The organism is Spiroplasma gladiatoris, from assembly GCF_004379335.1.
Taxonomy (GTDB): Bacteria; Bacillota_I; Bacilli_A; order Mycoplasmatales; family Mycoplasmataceae; genus Spiroplasma_A; species Spiroplasma_A gladiatoris.
In genome coordinates this window covers 35,713-54,402 of sequence record NZ_CP038013.1, presented here as the reverse complement: position 1 = coordinate 54,402, position 18,690 = coordinate 35,713, and the positions used below count along the sequence as shown (strand labels likewise).

Genomic DNA, 18,690 nt, shown 5'->3' with positions numbered 1-18,690 from the left:
TCCCCCTTATTCTTCATCATAATCAACATTATCAATGTCGTCGTTTTCTTCAAAGACAATATCATCATCTTCTCCGGTTTCTTTATAATCTTCAACATCGCTTGAGTCAAATGATGTTTCAATATCAATGTTTGCAAAGTCTATTTCATCTTCTTCATAAGCATTGATTGCAACTTTGTTACCTTCTTCATCAATCATATGCATATCAAATCCTAGTCCCATTATTTCTTTTGTAAGAACATTAAATGATTCAGGAATCCCTGGTTTTGGAATTGGTTTTGATCTAACAATTGATTCATAAGTTTTAATACGTCCTTTAATATCATCAGATTTAATTGTTAAGATTTCTCTTAATGTGTAAGCTGCACCATACGCTTCAAGCGCTCAAACTTCCATTTCTCCAAATCTTTGTCCCCCGTTTTGAGCCTTTCCTCCAAGCGGTTGTTGAGTAATCAATGAATAAGGTCCGATATTTCTTGTATGTAATTTATCATCAACCATGTGAGAAAGTTTTAGCATGTACATAACTCCAACAGAAATTGGTTTATCATATGCTTCTCCTGTTCTTCCATCGATTAATGTTACTTTTCCATAATTTGTCATTCCAGCTTCATCCATAATTGCTTTTAAGTCGTCTTCTTTAACACCCTCAAAAACTGGAGTAGAAACTTTTAAATTAAGTTTTTTAGCAGCCATTCCTAAGTGAATTTCTAAAACCTGACCGATGTTCATACGTGAAGGAATTCCTTGAGGGTTTAACATAATATCAACAGGTGTTCCATCTTCCATATGTGGCATATCTTCGATTGGCAATATTTTTGAAATAACCCCTTTGTTACCATGTCGTCCAGCCATTTTATCTCCTTCTTGGATTTTACGTTTTTGAACAACATAAATTTTAATAATTTCTAAAATATCTGCTGGTAAGTCATGACCATCAGCTTTACTAAATCTTTTTATTGATTTAATAATTCCTTCTCCCCCATTGGGAACTCTTAAAGAATTATCTTTAACATTTCTTGATTTTTCTCCAAAGATTGCATGTAATAATTTGTCTTCTGGAGATAGTTGAGTTTGAGATTTTGGTGTAACTTTTCCTACAAGGATATCTCCAACTTTAACTTCTGTACCAATTGCAACAATTCCATCACTATCTAAATGTTTTTTATTAGATTCGCTTATATTTGGAATGTCTCTTGTGATTTCTTCTGGTCCTTGTTTAGTTTGTCTTCTTTCTAAAGTATATTCATCAATATGAATAGAAGTAAAGCGATCTTCAATAACAATACGTTCAGAAACTATAACAGCATCTTCAAAGTTATAACCATTTCAAGTTGTAAAGGCAACAACAACATTTTGCCCTAATGCTAATTCTCCTTTTTCCATAGAAGGTCCATCAGCTAGAATATCGTTTGCTTTTATTTTATCTCCCACTTTAACAATTGGTAAGTGAGTAATTGCTGTACCGTTATTTGATCTATAAAAATCATTTAAAGTATAACTTCTAGGTCCATTTTTTCCTTCAATAGTAATTGTTTTTGAGTCAACATATCTTACAATTCCATCTTCAGAAGCAACAACAGCATCTCCTGAGTCACGTGCCGCTTCAAATTCAACACCAGTTCCAACGATTGGAGACTCTGGATTGATTAAAGGCACAGCTTGACGTTGCATGTTCGCTCCCATTAATGCACGGTTGGCATCATCGTTTTCTAAGAAAGGAATACATGACGTTGCTATTGAAACAATTTGTTTTGGAGAAACGTCAACAAAATCAACATCCATTGGGTCTGCCATTATGTCATCTCCTCTATAACGAGCAATAACACTTTCATCTAAAATTTTTCCATCTTTTGAAGTTTGAATATTTGCTTGAGCAACAATAAAGTCTTTTTCTTTATCTGCAGTTAAATAAACGTGTTCATCATTTAAAACTTTTCCTTTTACAACTTTACGATATGGTGTTTCAATGAATCCATATTTATTAATTTTTGCATAAGTTGAAAGGTTGTTAATTAAACCAATGTTTGGTCCTTCTGGTGTTTCAATTGGACAAATTCTACCATAGTGAGAGGTATGAACGTCTCTTACTTCAAGAGCTGCTCTATCTCTACTTAGTCCTCCAGGTCCCAAAGCTGTTAAACGACGTTTGTTAGTTAACTCCGCCAAAGGATTAGTTTGATCCATAAATTGAGACAATTGAGATAAGTTGAAAAACTCCCCAATTATAGCTGTTAGTGGTTTATTGTTTATAATACTTGATGGTTTCATTTTGAAAGGATTTGAAGTTGCTAGTTTTTCTCTAACATTTTTTTCGATACGAACCATACCGATTCTAAATTGGTTTTGTAATAGTTCTCCAACAGTTCTAACTCTTCTGTTACCTAAGTGATCAATATCATCAACTTCACCAATGTCACCCATTAGGTTAATTGCATATGAAATTGTTGCAATAATATCTGGTACATTAATAAATTCATCATCACTAGTGTTTGTTACTCCAATAATTGTAGTTGTTTCATCTCTAGTGTCATTGTTTTTATAAACTTTTACTTTTTGAATTTCATTACCTGAAATAATTGCTTCACTAAAGTTAATAGTTCTTACCATAGCTCCTGCATCTAAAACTTCTTCTAAATGAGAATACATTGATTTTGTTATTTCAGTATCCTTTTTAAAGGCAACTTTACCATTAACATCAATTATGTCTTCTGCTAAAACTCTACCAATTAAACGATTTTTAACAGCTAGTTTTTGTTTTAACTTAAATCTACCAGCTTTTGTAAGATCATATCTTTTTTTATCAAATAATAATCCATATAAGTGTTTACTTGCTCCTTCAGTTGTAGCAGTTTCACCTTGTCTAATTTTTTTATAAATTTCTTGTACTTGATTTTCAAAGTCAATTTTTAAATCTCCAGTTAGTCCATCTTGTTCATAGCTTGAACTAATAATTGGATCATTATCAAATAAGTCAATAACTTCTTGACTTTCCATTTTGAATGCTGTTAATAAACTTGTAGAAGTTGTTTTTCTTGATTTATCAATTTTTACATAGAAAATATTAGATACTTTATTGTCTAACAACTTTTTAGCATCTAGTTCAAATTCTAATCATGTTCCTCTTGAAGGAATTATGTCTGCATAATAAATCATTTCCCCGTTTTTACGGTTCATTTCTTTTTTAAAATAACTTCCTGGTGATCTTACTAATTGAGAAACAACAACTTTTTCACTACCGTTGATTATAAAAGTTCCTCTATCTGTCATAAGAGGAAACTCACCAAAGAATACTTCCCCTGTTTTGTAAATATCTATATTTGCAATGTACATTTCGTCTGATTCTGAGATAATTTCAATTTGAATTGAGTCTTTATCTCCTGATTTTGATTTATATTCATAAAAGAATAACTTGTCTTTTGAATTTTTAAACTCAACATTTGTTGATTCTATTTTTTCTTGTAATCAACCTTTTAAGAATGTTTTCATATCTCCTGCAATGATATCTTCTTTAAAGATTTCAGTTGCTTCTTGTCTGATAGTTAAGTTTAAATTCGCATAGATTGGAGCTTCAAAGATTTTTGATTCTTCTTTAGCTTGACGAACTGATAATCTAGGTTCTCTAAATTCTCAATCTATCAAGTTTAAAACGATATCTCCATCTCCTGAAAGGATTGGAAATACCTCATCAAAAACTTCTTTAATTCCTTCTTTTATAAATCAATCAAATGTTTCAGTTTGTAATTCAATTAAATTTGGTAGTGGCAAATTTCCTGAAACTTTTGTATAATCACGACGAGTAACTAATGCATTTACTTGTTTGTTTTTGTAACTCATTTAGTGGCCTCCATTAAAGTAAAACATACGCTTACAAATTTTATATTAAAAGAACGTAGATTTCAATAGAAATTACGTTTTTTTTATAAATAATCTGTCAATAACATATGATATTTTCCTTATATATAACAAATTAAAATTTCCCAAACTATAATTATTTTATTGGGAGGTTTAAAATGAGGAGATATTTAAATATGAATGAAAAAAAGAGAATGGAAATTATCAAAGACGTTATAGATCAAAAAATAACAAAAGAGTCAGCTTCTATAAAGTTATGTCAAACAATTAGAAATGTAAATATATTAATTAATAAATATAAAAAAAATGGTTACATAGCTTTTATTCATAAGAACACTGGCAGATTGTCTTGCAGAAGAATAAGCAGTGATATTAGTCAAAAAATAATTAAATTATATAAAGATGAATTTTGTGACTACAATTACAAACACTTTCAAGAAAAGTTGCTAGAAAATTATAATATAAAAGTTTCGTATACATATTTACTTAGTTTTTAAAGGAAAATAACATGTATTCTCCAAGAATACATAAAGTAACTAAAAAAATAATTAAACAAAAAATAGCTTACAGTTTAAAAAATCAAAATATAAAAAATATAGAAAAAAAAGAATATTTAAATACTTTATTAAGTATTGAAAATAGTCATCCAATGCAACATAGAAAAACTGAGTTTGGAGAAAGGTTGCAAACAGATGCTTCTGTACATTACTGAATTAAAGAAGAAAAATGATATCTACATGGTTTTATTGATGATGCTACTGGCAAAATATTGGCTTTATATTTTGACACTGAAGAAACTCTTATGGGTTATTACAATATCACAAAGAAAGTTTTTCTTAACTATGGGATTCCTAAAGAAATATTGACAGACAAAAGAACGGTATTTTGAAGTCCAAAAGAAAAGGAGTCAGATCTACATTCTGACTCCTTAACACAATACGGATTTTTGTGTCACAACTTAGGAATAAAATTAACAACATCTAGCGTTCCACAAACTAAAGGCCGTATTGAAAGGTTGTGAAATACACTTCAAGATCGCCTACCAAAGGAACTTAAAGAAAATAATATATCAACTATAAACCAAGCTAATTTGTTTTTAGATGAATATATAGATAAATATAATTCACAGTTTTCCCTTCAAATAGAGAATATCACTAATTCTTTTAGATTTTTTGAAGAAACTAAAAATATAGATTTTTATTTATCTAGAAGATTTGAAAGAACCGTAAATAAGGGTTCAACTATAAAATACCAAAATAAGTACTATATTCCACATTCAAATGGAGAACCAGTTTTTTATAAAAATAAAACAAAAATAATGGTTGTTGAGACATTTGACGGAAAACTATATTCAAACTCATATAGCGAATGAATGCCTTTATTAGAAGTATTACAAAATTCTACTTATAAAGAGGTGTATGAAGATAAAAACCCGGCTGAGATAAATAAAATTTATAAGCCAATAAAAACAAGCAGTCCTTGAAAGTATACTAATTGAATCTTTTATAAAAACTCAAAAAATAAAGTTTTAGGAAAAATTAATTAGTTATTGACATAGAAATTACGTTTTTTTTATAAATAATCATATACAGTACTTCTTAATAATTTTTGTTGTATTTTTAATATAAATAACATTGCAAAAAATCCTATTATAGGAAAAAAAGTTAAGGCAATTACATACAAAATTGTTAAATATGATTTTTTATTTATTTCTATACAACTATAAAATAATTTATAAGTTAATAATGCAAATGTGTTGTCAGCAATATAGATGGCTATTACAAAAATACCTGCAATTCCTATCATAAGAAAATAAATAACTTCATCAAAATTGTACTTATAAAATATAAAAGCCTATAACATAAAAGTCAAAGCAATAAAAATATTGATACATTCTATTGCTAAGTAATATTTGATTTTTTTATTTATTGTTTTGTTTCTTTATCAAAGATAAACTCTTTTTTAATAGATTTATAGAGCTTTTAAGAAGAATTACTGGTTTCTAAAAATATTTGTAATATTAATAAAAAGAATCATATAATTTTCCTAACTTATTACTTATATTATATGTTGTTTTGCTTTTTCTAAAAATTAATAAAATAAAAACAAATAAATGAGATTATCTAAATATAATTCTCTAAGTATACATTATGTTAAAAAAAACATAAAATTATACAAGGAGAATTTTTTATATGGCAAATTTAAAAGGAAACAAATCAAATATTCTAGATTTTGATACTAAAAAAGAATTAATAAATAAATACTTTAAGCAAAATTTATCTTTTAGAGATTTACCAAAAACTTACAACATATCATATTCAACAGTTAGAAGAATGTGTTTAGATTGAGAAGTTTATGGTGATGAATCACTCATTTCAAAAACAGGAAAACACAACAAACATCACGGAAAAATTAGAACTAATTCAAAAGATCCAAAAGACAAAAAAATCGCTAAACTTAACAAAAAATTAAAATGATTGGAAATGGAGAATGAGGTTTTTAAAAGTTCAATGAACTAGCAGAGGATTCAAAAAAAGAATAATTAATTATTACAAAACAATAGATAAATATAAAAATACATATGCAATTTTTTCTTTATGTAAATTATTAAATATAACTAGAGCTAGTTATTATCGTTGATACAAAAAAATAAGTCAAAATACAATAATTAAAATTAGATATGAATTTAGCTTATAAAATAAAAGATATTTTTATGAAGCACAATGGAATTTATAGTGAACTAATAATAAAAATAATTTTAAATAATAAAGGCAATATGGTAAGCCAAACTAAGATATCTAGAATTATGAAAATATTTAAATTATATTCAGTTATAAGAGTTAAAAAAATGAATAGAAAACTTAAAGAAGTCAAAAAAATAATACACGGTCCTAATCATATTAATAGAAACTGATCTTTATACTCAAAAAATGAGTTATGAGTTACAAATGTCACTTATATACTGTTTAACAAAAAGTTTGCATATTTAAGTGTTATAAAAGATCAAATACTGGGTTTATAGTCGGTCATGAAGTATCTTTAAAAAACGATATAGATATTTATAAAAAATCACTGGAAAAAGCTTCGCTACATAGAAAAGATATATCTAAAAAACTAATTATTCATTCTAATAATGGAATTCAGTACACATCTGTATTTGCGAGACGATATGCTAAAAAAAAATAACATGATAATATCAATATCTAGACCTGGTAACTCTATTTATAATGCAATGTGTGAAACTTTTTTCTCTTCATTAAAAGAAGAATGAAAAACTAAATTAAAACAAAATAGTTTTATCAATCTAAAAAAGGTAATAGATAATTATGTAGAGTTTTATAACTATACAAGAATAATGATTAAACATAATGGACCTCCGGCATATGCTTATATCGGTTTTATTCCACATAAAAAAAATACTTCAAATAATTTTGAAGTATTCTTATAAAAAACATTTTTTATACTTGACAAAGTATATTTAAATTCAAAATAAATTTAATTTAAATTGTTATTAATAATTTTGAGTATTTTTAAAAAGTAAAAAAAACCTTACTTTATTCTAGATAAATAAAATTTATTTTAGTAACTTAAAAATATAAGGGTAAAAATTAATTACACCTATAAAAATATGCTTAAAATTATTTTATTCATTAGTAAGAGTTTCTAAAAGTTTAATTATTTTATCTATTGGTTTATCTCATCATTTTAAATCTAATAAGTAGAAGATTTTTTTATTATCAAATCTTTTTCTTATAACTTTTGCTGGATTTCCAGCAACAACTGTGTAAGGTTCAACATTTTTAGTAACAACACTTTTTGCACCAATTATAGCCCCATTACCAATTTTTACTCCTGGTAAAATAGTAGCACCATAACCAATTCATACATCATTTTCTACAATGGTATTGCTTTTATAATTCTTTTTTAAATTTATTTTTGATTTGTTACTAAACTCTAAAAACATTTCGAATGGATAAGTTGAATACGAGTTAATTCTATGCTCTGCTCCACTCATTATAAACTTTACATCTTCTGCAATCGCACAAAATTTACCAATTATTAATTTTGTTTTTGTTATTTTAGGGAAGTGATATAAAACATTTTTATTTTGAAATTCCTTTAGTCCTTGGACTCCATTAAGAGAATAAAAGTAAGTATAGTCACCTACTTCTATACCTTCGTTTGTTATATAATCTTTTAAAAAATCTATTTTGTTTGATTTTGCCATAAATACCTCTTTAAATTCAAAAAAACTCTTTCTACAAAATTATATAACATAATTTTTATAGAAAGAGTAATCAATCTTTTTGGAATTGTTAAAATTATTTTAGATCCACTGATGCTCCAGCATCCATTAATTGTTTTTTGATTGCTTCTGCATCTTCAACTTTTACGTTTTCTTTAATAGTTGCTGGTAATGTTCCATCAACTAATTTTTTAGCATCCATCAATCCTAATCCTGTTAATTCTTTTACAATTTTAATAACTGCAACTTTGTTTCCTCCAGGATTTGTTAATAAAACATTAACTTCTGTTGGTGCTGCATCTGCTGCTCCAGCAGCTGGTGCTGCAACTGCTGCTGCTGCAACAACTCCAAAGTGGTCTTCGATTGCTTTAACTAAATCGTTTAACTCAGTTAACTTCATTTCTTCTAAAGCTTTAATAATATCATCTTTTGTAATTGCCATGATAGTTTCTCCTTTTCAAATAATTAAATTTGCTATTAGTACACTTTAATTTAAATTATTCTGATCTTGTTTTTGCGATTTCTTTTACTGTCAACATAAATTGACGTAGTGGGTAAATAAGTGAAGAAGCAAACATTGAGTATAGTTCTTCTTTTGATGGTAGAGAAGCAATTTCGTTAATTGCTGCTGTATCCATAACGTTACCTTCATAAATTCCAGCTTTTAACTTTAAATCTTTATTTAATTTTGCAAAATTATCAACTAATTTTGCAGGATATAAAGCTTCTTCATCTGAAAATATGTACACGTTTTGTTGTGTTAAATATGGTTCTAAACCTGTTATTTTTAATTGTTCAATTGCTCTTGAAACTAAGCTATCTTTATAAACTTTTATAAAGATTCCTTGTTCACGAGCCTTGTTTCTTAATTGCGTCATTTGAGCAACTGATAAGTTTTTGTATTCAGCTATTACCATTCCTTTGCAGTTTTTAATTCTGTTAGTAATATCTTTTACAATTTCATCTTTTTTAGCATGTGCTGGTCTTGAAACTGACACTAGTACGACCTCCTTTTCACTATTCAAAATTAAATCAAAATAAAACCTCGAAAAGTTATTTACGAGGTTAATTAAAAATACACTAAATATCTATTTTAAAAAATAGTATGTAATATAATTTCATTCCTCGGTAACAAATTAAGGGTTTAACCCTGTTACTTTCTTTGGTACGAATAGCATTAATATAATACCATATTTAAAGTATGTGTCTTATACTTTTTAAAAATCTAATAAACATATTTATGAATAACAAGCAATTATGTAACAAGTAAAATAATCAATCAAGAGATAATAAAATTATAGCCTTTTTATCAACTTTTATATATAAACTATTAGGAAGTAATATTATAGTAATTACTCCTTTTGATTCTTTTTTGGGTTGTAAAATTAAATCTTCACTAGATAATGATGTTAAGTCTTTTTTCATATTTTATTAACTATAAAAATTTGGCTAGATTTTAATGTGCTATATCTACACTTTCCGATTTCTCATCTTTTTGTATAATTATATTATTAATTTTTATATCCAAATCATTTTTTATTTCTATATTAAAAAAAATGTTAATTGTTAGAATTGCTTGTTTGATGACATTTTTATCAACGTTTCTGTTTAAATAAATTTATACATTTTCATCTTCTAATTCATATAAATTTTTCTAATATTATATTTTTATAGTTAATATTAGCGATACCAAAAAAATAAATGTTCTTCAACTAGAATAAATAACAGCGTGATTATTGTTTGGTTAGTTATCATATTTATAATAAACATCAGAATAATTAAGATTATATTTTTCCTTACTTATATTTACAGAATTAACAATTTCTTCTAACGTTGGTGTACCATTAAAACCTTTAATAATTCCAGGTCAGTATTTGACAACTCGATAAATCATGAGCTTTATTTTTCAAGAAATAAAGTTTTACAAAAAAGCTAACGGAAATATAATATAATCAGTTTTAAAATTTTAGTTATTGTAATCTTAATACGAGTTATTTCATATACATTAATTTAAATTTTTTTATAAAAACTTATAATATTATTTTTTAAGATACTCCTCAATTTCTCAAACATTAGAAATTATGTGCTTTCCGTATTCTTCAACACCAGGTTGATAATTTTTCATAACAAAAGAGTTTTTTGTTAAAGCTAACATCTCAATATCATTTTCGCCATCACCACTTGTAATAACATCGTCTAATTCAAAATGTTTTAATTTTTGAATTTCCAATATTCCATGCGCTTTAGAAACTTCTTTATGCATTACTTCAATTACATTTGCGTGAGTTCTTACAACTTTCAAACCTTTAAACTTTTCTTGTAACATTTTTTTTACATCTCTTGCTTCAGATTGATTTATATAAATATATAACAAATTTAAATCAGGGTTTTCTAAAATATCTTTTTGTCCTTGTTCAAAATTATTTTTTTTAGGCGCATACTTTATTAAAAAAGGATTTTCCTCAACTTCTTTTGTGTATATTTTTGAGTAGGACATTCTTTGATCTAAAAGACAATAGCCTAAAATAAAATTATTTCTTAATTCTTTAAATATCTCACTTATATTTTTACGATATTCAAAAGGTATTGGGGTTTTGGCAATTATTCCTTTTTCTTTTTCATAAACCATTGCTCCATTGTTACAAATTATATAGTTGTAAGGTACTTTTGCTTTTTTTAAAATATCTTGTATTTCTCCAACCATTCTTCCTGTTGCAATAGCAAAAGTATTTCCTTGTTTTATTCAACGATTTATAAAATTTAAATCTTTTGGATCAATTGAATCATTATGGTTTAGATTAATTGTTCCATCATAATCTGAAAATCATCACTTCATTTTTTTACCTTTTTTCTATTCTTAAATATTATAAAACAAAGTTTGTTAAAGCATTAAAAAAATAATCTTTAAAGATTATTTTGAGAAATCAAACACAATTCGTTTAAAAAGTTTATTTTCATTCATTAATTCAAAGTACTTCTCTGCCTTATCAATTGATTTAATTTCAAAATCAGGATGAACTTTATTATCGTATAAAGCTTGTAAAGCTTCTTTTAAATCTTGTCTAGTTCCAATCAATGATCCATATATTGTTTTTTGTCCGAATGTTAAATCTAAAATATTTATATTTAAATCTTTATTAGGTAAACCTATTGAACAAAGTTTTCCTAAAGGAGCTAAGCTTTTTAAAGCTAAACTAAATTGTTCAATAGTAGAACTAGTTACCATTGCTAAATCTACACCTTGGTTATTTGTGAATTTATTAATTTCAGACTCTACATTTTGTTTTTTTCAATTTATAATTAGGTCTGCTCCTTTTTCTTTCGCTATTTTTAAACTGTCTTCATTCGAACCAATTGCAATTACTTTTAAACCAAAAACATTTTTAGCATACTCAATTGCAATATTTCCTAAACCTCCAATTCCATAAATTGCAACAATGTCATTTTTAATAGTATTAGCTAATTTAAAACCTTTATAAACTGTTAGTCCAGCACATGTAATAATACACGCTGAAGCAAGATCTATATTTTTGGGAACTTTTATACTAAAGTTTGCTTTTTCAATAGTATATTCTTGCATTGTTCCATAGCCACGTTTATCAATAAAAATACCTTCACTACAAAATACTTCTTCACCTCTTAAACAATATTTACACTCTTCACATGCACCACGAATACCAGCTGGTCCTACAACATAATCTCCAACTTGCAAATCTTTTACATTTTTACCAATCTCAACAACTTCTCCAATAGATTCATGACCAACACTTGTTTTTGATTTTTCTCCTCATTCTCCAATTGCCATGCTCAAATCACTATGGCACAAACTACAAAATAAAGTTTTTACTAGTACTTCATCTTCTTTTAAGTTTTTTGGTTTTTCTACATCTTTTATTTCTACAACTTTATTAGGATAGTTGCTTCCAAAAACTGCTTTCATATAATTAATCTCCTTTATTTATTTTCTAAAATTTTTTTGTAAAAATCTGTTTTATAATTTAGAAACTCTAGTTGTTTTTTTAAAAACTCTATTTGATTAACAACTTGTGTTTTTTGTTTTGTAATCATTTCTAAACGTTCGTTAGCACTTGTGTTTCCCTTTTGTGCTAGTGAAATATACTTTTTAATATCACTTATAGACATACCTGTTTTTTTTAAACAAATAACTGTATTAAATCATTTAATATCTTCTTCTAAAATATAACGATAATTGTTTGAATCTCTTTTCATACAAGGTAATAAACCTTTTTTTTCATAAAATCTTATAGTGTTTTGGGTTAAGTGAAATTGTTTTGCAATTTCACTTACATAAAATTTTTTTGTTTCCATCATTTTATTCCTCTACATATTTTTTAATATCACTTATCGAGTCAATAACATGTTTACCTGCTTTTAAAGCTTTTTTGTTTCCTGAAGATACAACAAAAGAGTTTTGAAAAGCTTCAAGCATTTCAATATCATTTTCTCCATCACCTGAAACATAAATGTCATTTTCTTTTATATTAAATATTTTTTGTATTTCTTTTATTCCATCTAATTTAGAGGCTTCTTTATTTGTTAGTTCTAATACAAAATAATAAGTTTGCATATAACGTGTATTTTTTATAATTGCAAAATCTTTTTCAATACAGTCAAGATCTTCTAAATAACTATAAAATTTTATTGTGTCTAAGTTTTTATCGTTTAAAACTTTACTTTCAAAATTTAAAGATAAATTATTTACTTTTAATCAATGTAGTTCTACCATTTGATTAGGTTCTACATCCTTTCTTTTATTTTTTATACATGACACAGTTAAACTTTCATTACCAAATAAAAGTTGTATACCTACTTTATCTTTTCATTTATTAATAAGTTTTAAAATATCTTTTCTAACTTCTAAAGAAATTGTTTTGTGTAAAATTACTTTATCATTTTTGTCGTGTACCATTGCTCCATTATTTGTTATTAAATAGTTATAAATTAAGTTGTTTGTTTTTAAAATATTTTTTAAATCATCTCTATTTCTTCCAGAAGCAATTACAAAGTTATTATTGTTTCTTATTCATTTATTAATAAAGTCTAAGTCTTGTTTATAAATACCTTCTGAAGAATCTAATAAAATTGTTCCATCATAATCTGAAAATCATCATTTTTTACTCATATCTTTTTTCCTTACAATGTTATTTTAAAACATTGACCTAAGGTTAATGCAAGTGATTTATAAAAAAAATATGAAAAATTTTTCATAAATTTAAATATTATTGTTACTGTGTATAATTTCAATTTAAGTTAGTTTTCCAAAATAATATTTAGAGCTAGGTATTGATTTTAAAGTAGCGCCTTGATTGCTTACTGAATCTTCTACAAACATTACGTCATTTTTAGAGATTTAATAATTTGGATTTATTGCATTAAATCATGTTATTGCTTCATCTAATGTTGCATTTTTCCCTACACCTTTAACATCTCCTATATCTCTTTTAAAAATTTCACCATTCCCGAGGTCTAACCTACTATCCTCTATATCTAAATAAATATTGCCTTTTATTTTTAAGTTACTTTCCTTAGATTTTATATTTAGTTTTCCTGTAATTTTATTGCTACCCTTATCATGTTTGAATGCAAATTCTGAAAATAAAATGTCATTAGCTTCTAAAAGACTAAGTTTTAGTTTTTCTTTGATTAATTCAATTGCTGCTTCTTCAGCTACACTTTAATCCACTGAATTAACTTTTATAACTCTATCGCTTTCTGCTATTGAATTTAAGTCTTTTCTATCTTCAAAAAAGTTTAATTCAAATGTTGCTGACTTTCCTTTAATAAGTAGTGAGCTGTTATCTAATTAACTAATTTTTAAACTACCTTTTTCATTTGGAGCAGCTCTTTTAAAACCATTTTCTTCAACTTTAATAGTTGATAAATCTAATTTTTCTTGAATGTGTTTGTAACTTACTTCAACAGATCCTGTAAAGTTTTTTGAGTCTGTTTTTGCTTTTAAAGTTGCTTTAAAAGTTGTTGGTGTTCCATCAAATTCAACATCACTATCTTGTAAACCATAATCTTTGTTTACCACATTTATTGCTTGAACAATTTCAAAAATTGATGATAAACTTTCTGTTCCTTTAATATCTCCTAAGTTTTTTGTTGTCATGTTATTTAAATCTTTTACTTCATTGCCATTATCTGGACATGCGACAACTGTACTTGAAGTAGTTGTAATCATTCCCATAGCCCCTAATAAACTAAGTAATTTTTTCACGTTTTTATCTCCTACTTCTTTGATAATTAAACCTAAGTTAATTATAATAAAAAATTATTTTGTGTAAAAAATATTTTTTTCAAGATTTCCAAATTTAAATTATATAAAATAAAAAAAGTTTGTGTGAAACATAAACTTTTTTAAACTGAAAAATATTTTACTATAAAAGTTATAGATTTATTAGCGATTAACTTTTTACTTGAAGAAGTTGAAGTGATTTTTAAACTTCCCTCTTTATCAGGTGTGGGTTTAACAAAGTCATTTTTTTCAACACTAAAGTCTTCTCCTTTTTGAACATCAATATTCAAAACTTCTTTAATTCTTTTTATTGCAGTTGCTTCAAAAGATTCTTGCTGATTATCATCGCTTGGTGTTATTTTTAGTTTCTCTCCAGTAACTTCATTTAAATCTTTTTTATCAACTATAACTGGTAATGAATAAGTAACTTTAACACTTCCTTCAAATTTAGAACTTTCTTGTGCAGTTACATTTGCAGATTTACCATCTCCCAATTTTTTAATTATAAGTTGATTAGTAAAACTTGTTTCATTAACCTTATTAATTGCATCTAAAATTGTTTGTTCTTCTTCGTCTTTTATTTCTCCAAGTTTTGAAATTTTAATTACTGTATTTATATTTGTTTTTGTTTCTTTTAATTTTAAAACAAATGTTATGGATTTATTGGCAAATAACTTTTCACTTGTTTCAATAGATTTAACTTCTACTGAACCATCTTTTTCTTCTTTTGGTAGTACTAAATTTTCCAAAACAATATCAGTGTCTTCAAAAACATCAACATCTAAAAGTTCTTTAATTTTGTTAGTTACTTGCTTAACTACTTCTTCTTTTATATTTAAATCTAAATTCAAAATAGTATTATTTTCTATTTTAGATAAATCTTTTTTAGAATTTATATAATTATAATTAACAACTACTCTACCAATAAACTTTACTGACTTTCAAGAAGAATATAAAGTTGCTTTCGTTAAAGTTTGTGGATTATTTTTTTTGATGTAAACATCGTCTTCTTCTAGTTGAAATTCTGTATTTTTTGCATTTATTGCTTTTATAATATCTGATAAAGTTGGTAACTCTGTTGGTCCTTGAATTTCTCCAAGATCAGATTCTATAATTTCGTTTAAATCATAAGCGGTATTCGAGCATGAAACTACTATAGTTGACAAAGTAGAAGTAGATAATGAAAAACTTAAAAACGCTAATATTTTTTTCATAAAGTATTTTCTCCTTCTTGTTTATATTTATATGGAATAATAAAAGTTACCGAACGGTTTGCTTTTAAAAGTTCACTATTTGAAGTTGAAGTTATTTCAAATTTTCCATCAGCAATTTTAGATGGCGCTTTAAAGTTTTTATCAGGATCATAAGTATAATCCTTATTTTTTTCAATTGTTATACCCCAAATTTCTTTAATTTTTTCTATAGCTACAATATTTACATCTTCCACATAAGTGTTTTTTTCAGTTCTTAAAATTTTATCTTCTGCTCTTATTGTTGATAAGTCTCATTTCTCTTTCTCTGGTTTTATATAATAAGATACGTCAACATCCCCAACATAATTAGATTGTTTTTTTGATATTAATGTAGCACCAGTATTATTTTTTTTTGGTATAACAGAAACATCTTCAATAGTAAAATTTGTTGAGTTTACTTTATTAACAGCCTTTAAAATAGAATCTTCAGAGACGTTTTCTACTTCCCCCAAAGTTTTTTTCTTTATAACTTTTGATAATACTGTTTTCTCTACATAAGTAAAATTTAAACTTGCTTCTCCAATAAATTTTAAGGAATTTCATTTAGCAATAATTTTTGCATATGAAATTGTTAATTGAGTTTTATCAATATAAATTTCATTTGCCTTAATATTTAGATTATTCATTTCATTAATTTTTTCAACTAAATATTCTTCATTTGGAAGACTACCTACTCCTTTAACAACACCAAGGTCTTTAAATTCTAAATCGTTTAAATTTAATGCAGGGACTGGACAAGCTATAACAAAGCTTGTAGAAAAAGTTGTTAAAAGCAAAATGAAAAAACTGGATAATAACTTTTTCAACACAATTACCTCTTTTTGTTATTTATTAGTATTATACACTATTTTTAGTGACTAGTAAACCCATTGAACCATTGCTCCTCTAAGGTATAAAAAACATTTACTTATTAATTGAATTATATATTCAACTAACTTTGTAAATGTTTTAAATTAATTTTCAATTAGTACTTTAATACCAGGACCCATAGTTGTGGTAACAGATATATTTTTAATATATGTTCCTTTAACTGCAGCTGGTTTTGCTTTTTTTATTACATCAATTAAAGCTTGATAGTTTTTTAATAATTCTTCTTCTTTGAATGAAACTTTTCCAAGTATTGAGTGGATGTTTCCTTCTTTGTCAGTTCTATATTCTACTTTACCTTTTTTAATTTCATCAACTGCTTTTTTTACATCAACTGTAACAGTTCCTGTTTTAGGGTTTGGCATAAGTCCTTTTGGTCCCAAGATTTTACCAATTTTACCAAGTTCTGCCATCATTTCTGGTGTTGCAACTATTACATCAAAATCAAATCAATTATCTTTTTGAATTTTTTGTATTAGTTCTTCTGCCCCCACAAACTCTGCTCCAGATTCTTGAGCTTCTTTTGCTTTTGTTTTAGTTAAAACTAAAACTTTTTGAGATTTTCCTGTTCCTCCAGGCAATACAATAGCACCTCTAATTTGTTGATCGGCATGTCTTGGATCAACATTTAAATTAAAAGCTATTTCTACTGTAGAATCAAATTTTGTAATTGAAGTTTCTTTTGCAAGTTTAATTGCATCATTGATTGGGTATAATTTAGTTTTATCTACTTTAGCATTTGCTACTTTAAGTTTTTTGCTTAATTTTGGCATTATTTATTACCTTCTTTTTCAGGCATACCTGTTACTTTAATACCCATGTTTCTTGCTGATCCTTCAATAATTCTCATAGCACTTTCAATATTAGTTGCATTTAAATCAACCATTTTGTATTCTGCTATTTTTCTAACTTCATCTGCTGAAATTGTTGCTATTACTTCTTTTCCAGGAGTTTTACTTCCTTTGTTAATTCCTGCTGCTTTTTTTAATAAAAATGCTGCAGGAGTTGTTTTTAATTCAAAGTCAAATGATTTATCATCATAAGCTGTGATAACAACTGGAACTACTTCTCCAGCTCTTTCTTTTGTGGCTTCATTAAATTGTTGTGTGAATTGCGGCATGTTAATTCCTAAAGAAGCTAATTCAGCTCCAGGCTTTGCTTGCATTGCCATAAATTCAAGTTTTGCTATACGTGTGATTTTTTTTGCCACGAACAACACCTCCCTGTTTTCGCTGTGGTCCTAACGTTTAAATATATTCATATTCTTACTTCCACAATTAAAATCTGCCATTAATAATATTATCATAAATTTAAAACAAATATATTAAATAACAACAAAAAATGTTGTGTAATCATTAAAAAAACTGATTACATCACAAACCAGTTATTTAGTTGATATATATTTTATAAAATGCTATTAACGTATATCTTATAATACACAAGTCCTTTAGTTGACATCCTTAAATATACTCTTTATCACTTTTTATTTTCAATATTTGTTTAAAAATTTAATTCCCTTTACATAAATTTATTTTGGGACCAATCCCATTTATTATTATATAGTAACTTTAAAAAAATTTCCAAAAAATATATTTTAAATTATAAAAATTTTTTAGTTTTTATAAAATATATAAATAACCCATATAGTAGTCATTAGATCAACTCAATGGTTTTTATAATTATTGGTTGTGAAGGAACATCATCGTAGAAATCAACACTTTTTGTTTCTAAGTTTTCTATTTGACTTGCGACTTCAAGACTTTTATTGTCAATTAATTTTCCAAATGTTGCATATTGTCCATCTAAAAATCCAGCTTCCCCAGTCACGATAAAAAATTGACTTGTTGCACTGTTAGGATCATTTGTTCTTGCCATTGATAAAACACCTTTACCATGTTTTAATTGCAAGTTATTTTTCCACCCATTACTTGAAAACTCTCCTTTAATTGGATCTAAGTCATTTTTTTCTTGCATATTTATATCCAAACCTCCACCTTGAATCATAAATCCTTTTATAACTCTATGAAAAATTAGTCCGTCAAAGTAATTTTTTTTAACTAAATTTACAAAATTTTCTACACTTAATGGTGCTAAGTCTGGGTATAATTCTGCATTCATAACTCTAGAATCTTCTAAAATAATTTTAATTTTAATTGTATTCATATATTAATCTCCCTATTTTTGTTTAAAAAAGCAACTTTATAAATAAA

The 18,690-nt window shown here is 26.1% G+C and carries 20 protein-coding genes, 2 pseudogenes and 1 other annotated feature; of the genes and pseudogenes, 6 read left to right on the top strand and 16 right to left on the bottom strand.

Translation table 4 applies throughout. The features are described from left to right. Window positions 1-6: 6 nt before the first annotated feature. Window positions 7-3,837 (bottom strand): DNA-directed RNA polymerase subunit beta, encoded by a 3,831-nt coding sequence (gene rpoB / locus SGLAD_RS00280; protein WP_134297058.1) that lies wholly within the window; start codon window positions 3,835-3,837, stop codon window positions 7-9. 194 nt (window positions 3,838-4,031) lie between these two features. Between rpoB and SGLAD_RS00270 the strand changes: the two are divergent. After that, window positions 4,032-5,401 (top strand): annotated as a pseudogene (locus SGLAD_RS00270) (ISNCY family transposase). Between the two features lie 26 nt (window positions 5,402-5,427). Here the strand turns inward: SGLAD_RS00270 and SGLAD_RS00265 are convergent. Then, entirely contained in the window at window positions 5,428-5,661 is a 234-nt protein-coding gene (locus SGLAD_RS00265; protein ID WP_134297055.1) for a hypothetical protein, read from the bottom strand. Between the two features lie 386 nt (window positions 5,662-6,047). Here SGLAD_RS00265 and SGLAD_RS00260 point away from each other — a divergent pair, with 386 nt between their 5' ends. The 5 genes and pseudogenes from SGLAD_RS00260 to SGLAD_RS00250 all read left to right on the top strand — a co-directional run bounded on the left by SGLAD_RS00260 (window position 6,048) and on the right by SGLAD_RS00250 (window position 7,303). Then, window positions 6,048-6,374 carry a hypothetical protein gene (locus tag SGLAD_RS00260; protein ID WP_134297054.1) on the top strand — a complete coding sequence of 109 codons (327 nt, stop codon included), beginning with the start codon at window positions 6,048-6,050 and terminating at the stop codon, window positions 6,372-6,374. Next, the gene (locus SGLAD_RS00255) at window positions 6,346-6,552 is read left to right on the top strand and encodes a hypothetical protein (protein ID WP_134297053.1); all 207 of its coding nucleotides are present in this window, start codon (window positions 6,346-6,348) and stop codon (window positions 6,550-6,552) included. Before SGLAD_RS00260 ends, SGLAD_RS00255 begins: the two co-directional genes overlap by 29 nt. Further along, window positions 6,536-6,643 (top strand): annotated as a pseudogene (locus SGLAD_RS05495) (hypothetical protein); the annotation flags it as partial. The gene SGLAD_RS00255 and the pseudogene SGLAD_RS05495, both read left to right, overlap by 17 nt. 60 nt (window positions 6,644-6,703) lie before the next feature. Further along, complete coding sequence (locus SGLAD_RS05285; RefSeq protein ID WP_166739144.1) at window positions 6,704-6,877, top strand: hypothetical protein; 174 nt, start codon at window positions 6,704-6,706, stop codon at window positions 6,875-6,877. 147 nt (window positions 6,878-7,024) lie between these two features. Beyond that, window positions 7,025-7,303: an IS3 family transposase gene (locus tag SGLAD_RS00250; RefSeq protein ID WP_166739143.1), complete on the top strand. Its 279-nt coding sequence runs from the start codon at window positions 7,025-7,027 to the stop codon at window positions 7,301-7,303. 195 nt (window positions 7,304-7,498) lie between these two features. On the opposite strand, the gene SGLAD_RS05435 is transcribed toward SGLAD_RS00250, so the two are convergent. The 14 genes from SGLAD_RS05435 to SGLAD_RS00185 all read right to left on the bottom strand — a co-directional run bounded on the left by SGLAD_RS05435 (window position 7,499) and on the right by SGLAD_RS00185 (window position 18,643). Beyond that, entirely contained in the window at window positions 7,499-8,083 is a 585-nt protein-coding gene (locus SGLAD_RS05435) for a CatB-related O-acetyltransferase (RefSeq protein ID WP_134297051.1), read from the bottom strand. Window positions 8,084-8,177: 94 nt separating this feature from the next. Continuing rightward, window positions 8,178-8,543 carry a 50S ribosomal protein L7/L12 gene (gene rplL / locus SGLAD_RS00240; RefSeq protein ID WP_134297050.1) on the bottom strand — a complete coding sequence of 122 codons (366 nt, stop codon included), beginning with the start codon at window positions 8,541-8,543 and terminating at the stop codon, window positions 8,178-8,180. Between the two features lie 55 nt (window positions 8,544-8,598). Next, the gene (gene rplJ / locus SGLAD_RS00235; RefSeq protein WP_134297049.1) at window positions 8,599-9,099 is read right to left on the bottom strand and encodes a 50S ribosomal protein L10; all 501 of its coding nucleotides are present in this window, start codon (window positions 9,097-9,099) and stop codon (window positions 8,599-8,601) included. 30 nt (window positions 9,100-9,129) lie between these two features. Then, window positions 9,130-9,285: a sequence feature (ribosomal protein L10 leader region), on the bottom strand. Window positions 9,286-9,845: 560 nt separating this feature from the next. Then, a complete protein-coding gene (locus SGLAD_RS05280; protein WP_166739142.1) occupies window positions 9,846-9,995 on the bottom strand; it encodes a hypothetical protein in 150 nt (49 codons plus the stop codon). Between the two features lie 144 nt (window positions 9,996-10,139). Next, a complete protein-coding gene (locus SGLAD_RS00230) occupies window positions 10,140-10,937 on the bottom strand; it encodes a Cof-type HAD-IIB family hydrolase (protein WP_134297048.1) in 798 nt (265 codons plus the stop codon). 75 nt (window positions 10,938-11,012) lie between these two features. After that, window positions 11,013-12,041 (bottom strand): zinc-binding dehydrogenase, encoded by a 1,029-nt coding sequence (locus SGLAD_RS00225; RefSeq protein ID WP_134297047.1) that lies wholly within the window; start codon window positions 12,039-12,041, stop codon window positions 11,013-11,015. A 14-nt stretch (window positions 12,042-12,055) separates the two neighbouring features. Next, complete coding sequence (locus tag SGLAD_RS00220) at window positions 12,056-12,433, bottom strand: MerR family transcriptional regulator (protein ID WP_134297046.1); 378 nt, start codon at window positions 12,431-12,433, stop codon at window positions 12,056-12,058. Window position 12,434: 1 nt separating this feature from the next. After that, complete coding sequence (locus SGLAD_RS00215) at window positions 12,435-13,244, bottom strand: HAD-IIB family hydrolase (RefSeq protein WP_134297045.1); 810 nt, start codon at window positions 13,242-13,244, stop codon at window positions 12,435-12,437. Window positions 13,245-13,925: 681 nt separating this feature from the next. Continuing rightward, the gene (locus SGLAD_RS00210; protein ID WP_134297044.1) at window positions 13,926-14,342 is read right to left on the bottom strand and encodes a lipoprotein; all 417 of its coding nucleotides are present in this window, start codon (window positions 14,340-14,342) and stop codon (window positions 13,926-13,928) included. Between the two features lie 140 nt (window positions 14,343-14,482). After that, entirely contained in the window at window positions 14,483-15,574 is a 1,092-nt protein-coding gene (locus SGLAD_RS00205; RefSeq protein WP_134297043.1) for a hypothetical protein, read from the bottom strand. Beyond that, window positions 15,559-16,419 (bottom strand): hypothetical protein, encoded by an 861-nt coding sequence (locus SGLAD_RS00200; RefSeq protein ID WP_134297042.1) that lies wholly within the window; start codon window positions 16,417-16,419, stop codon window positions 15,559-15,561. Before SGLAD_RS00200 ends, SGLAD_RS00205 begins: the two co-directional genes overlap by 16 nt. A gap of 147 nt (window positions 16,420-16,566) precedes the next feature. Then, a complete protein-coding gene (gene rplA / locus SGLAD_RS00195) occupies window positions 16,567-17,253 on the bottom strand; it encodes a 50S ribosomal protein L1 (RefSeq protein ID WP_134297041.1) in 687 nt (228 codons plus the stop codon). Next, window positions 17,253-17,690, bottom strand: coding sequence for a 50S ribosomal protein L11 (rplK, locus tag SGLAD_RS00190; RefSeq protein WP_134297040.1), 438 nt, complete (start codon window positions 17,688-17,690; stop codon window positions 17,253-17,255). The genes rplA and rplK overlap by 1 nt, the downstream gene beginning before the upstream one ends. 443 nt (window positions 17,691-18,133) lie before the next feature. After that, a complete protein-coding gene (locus tag SGLAD_RS00185) occupies window positions 18,134-18,643 on the bottom strand; it encodes a peptidylprolyl isomerase (RefSeq protein ID WP_134297039.1) in 510 nt (169 codons plus the stop codon). Window positions 18,644-18,690 lie beyond the last annotated feature (47 nt).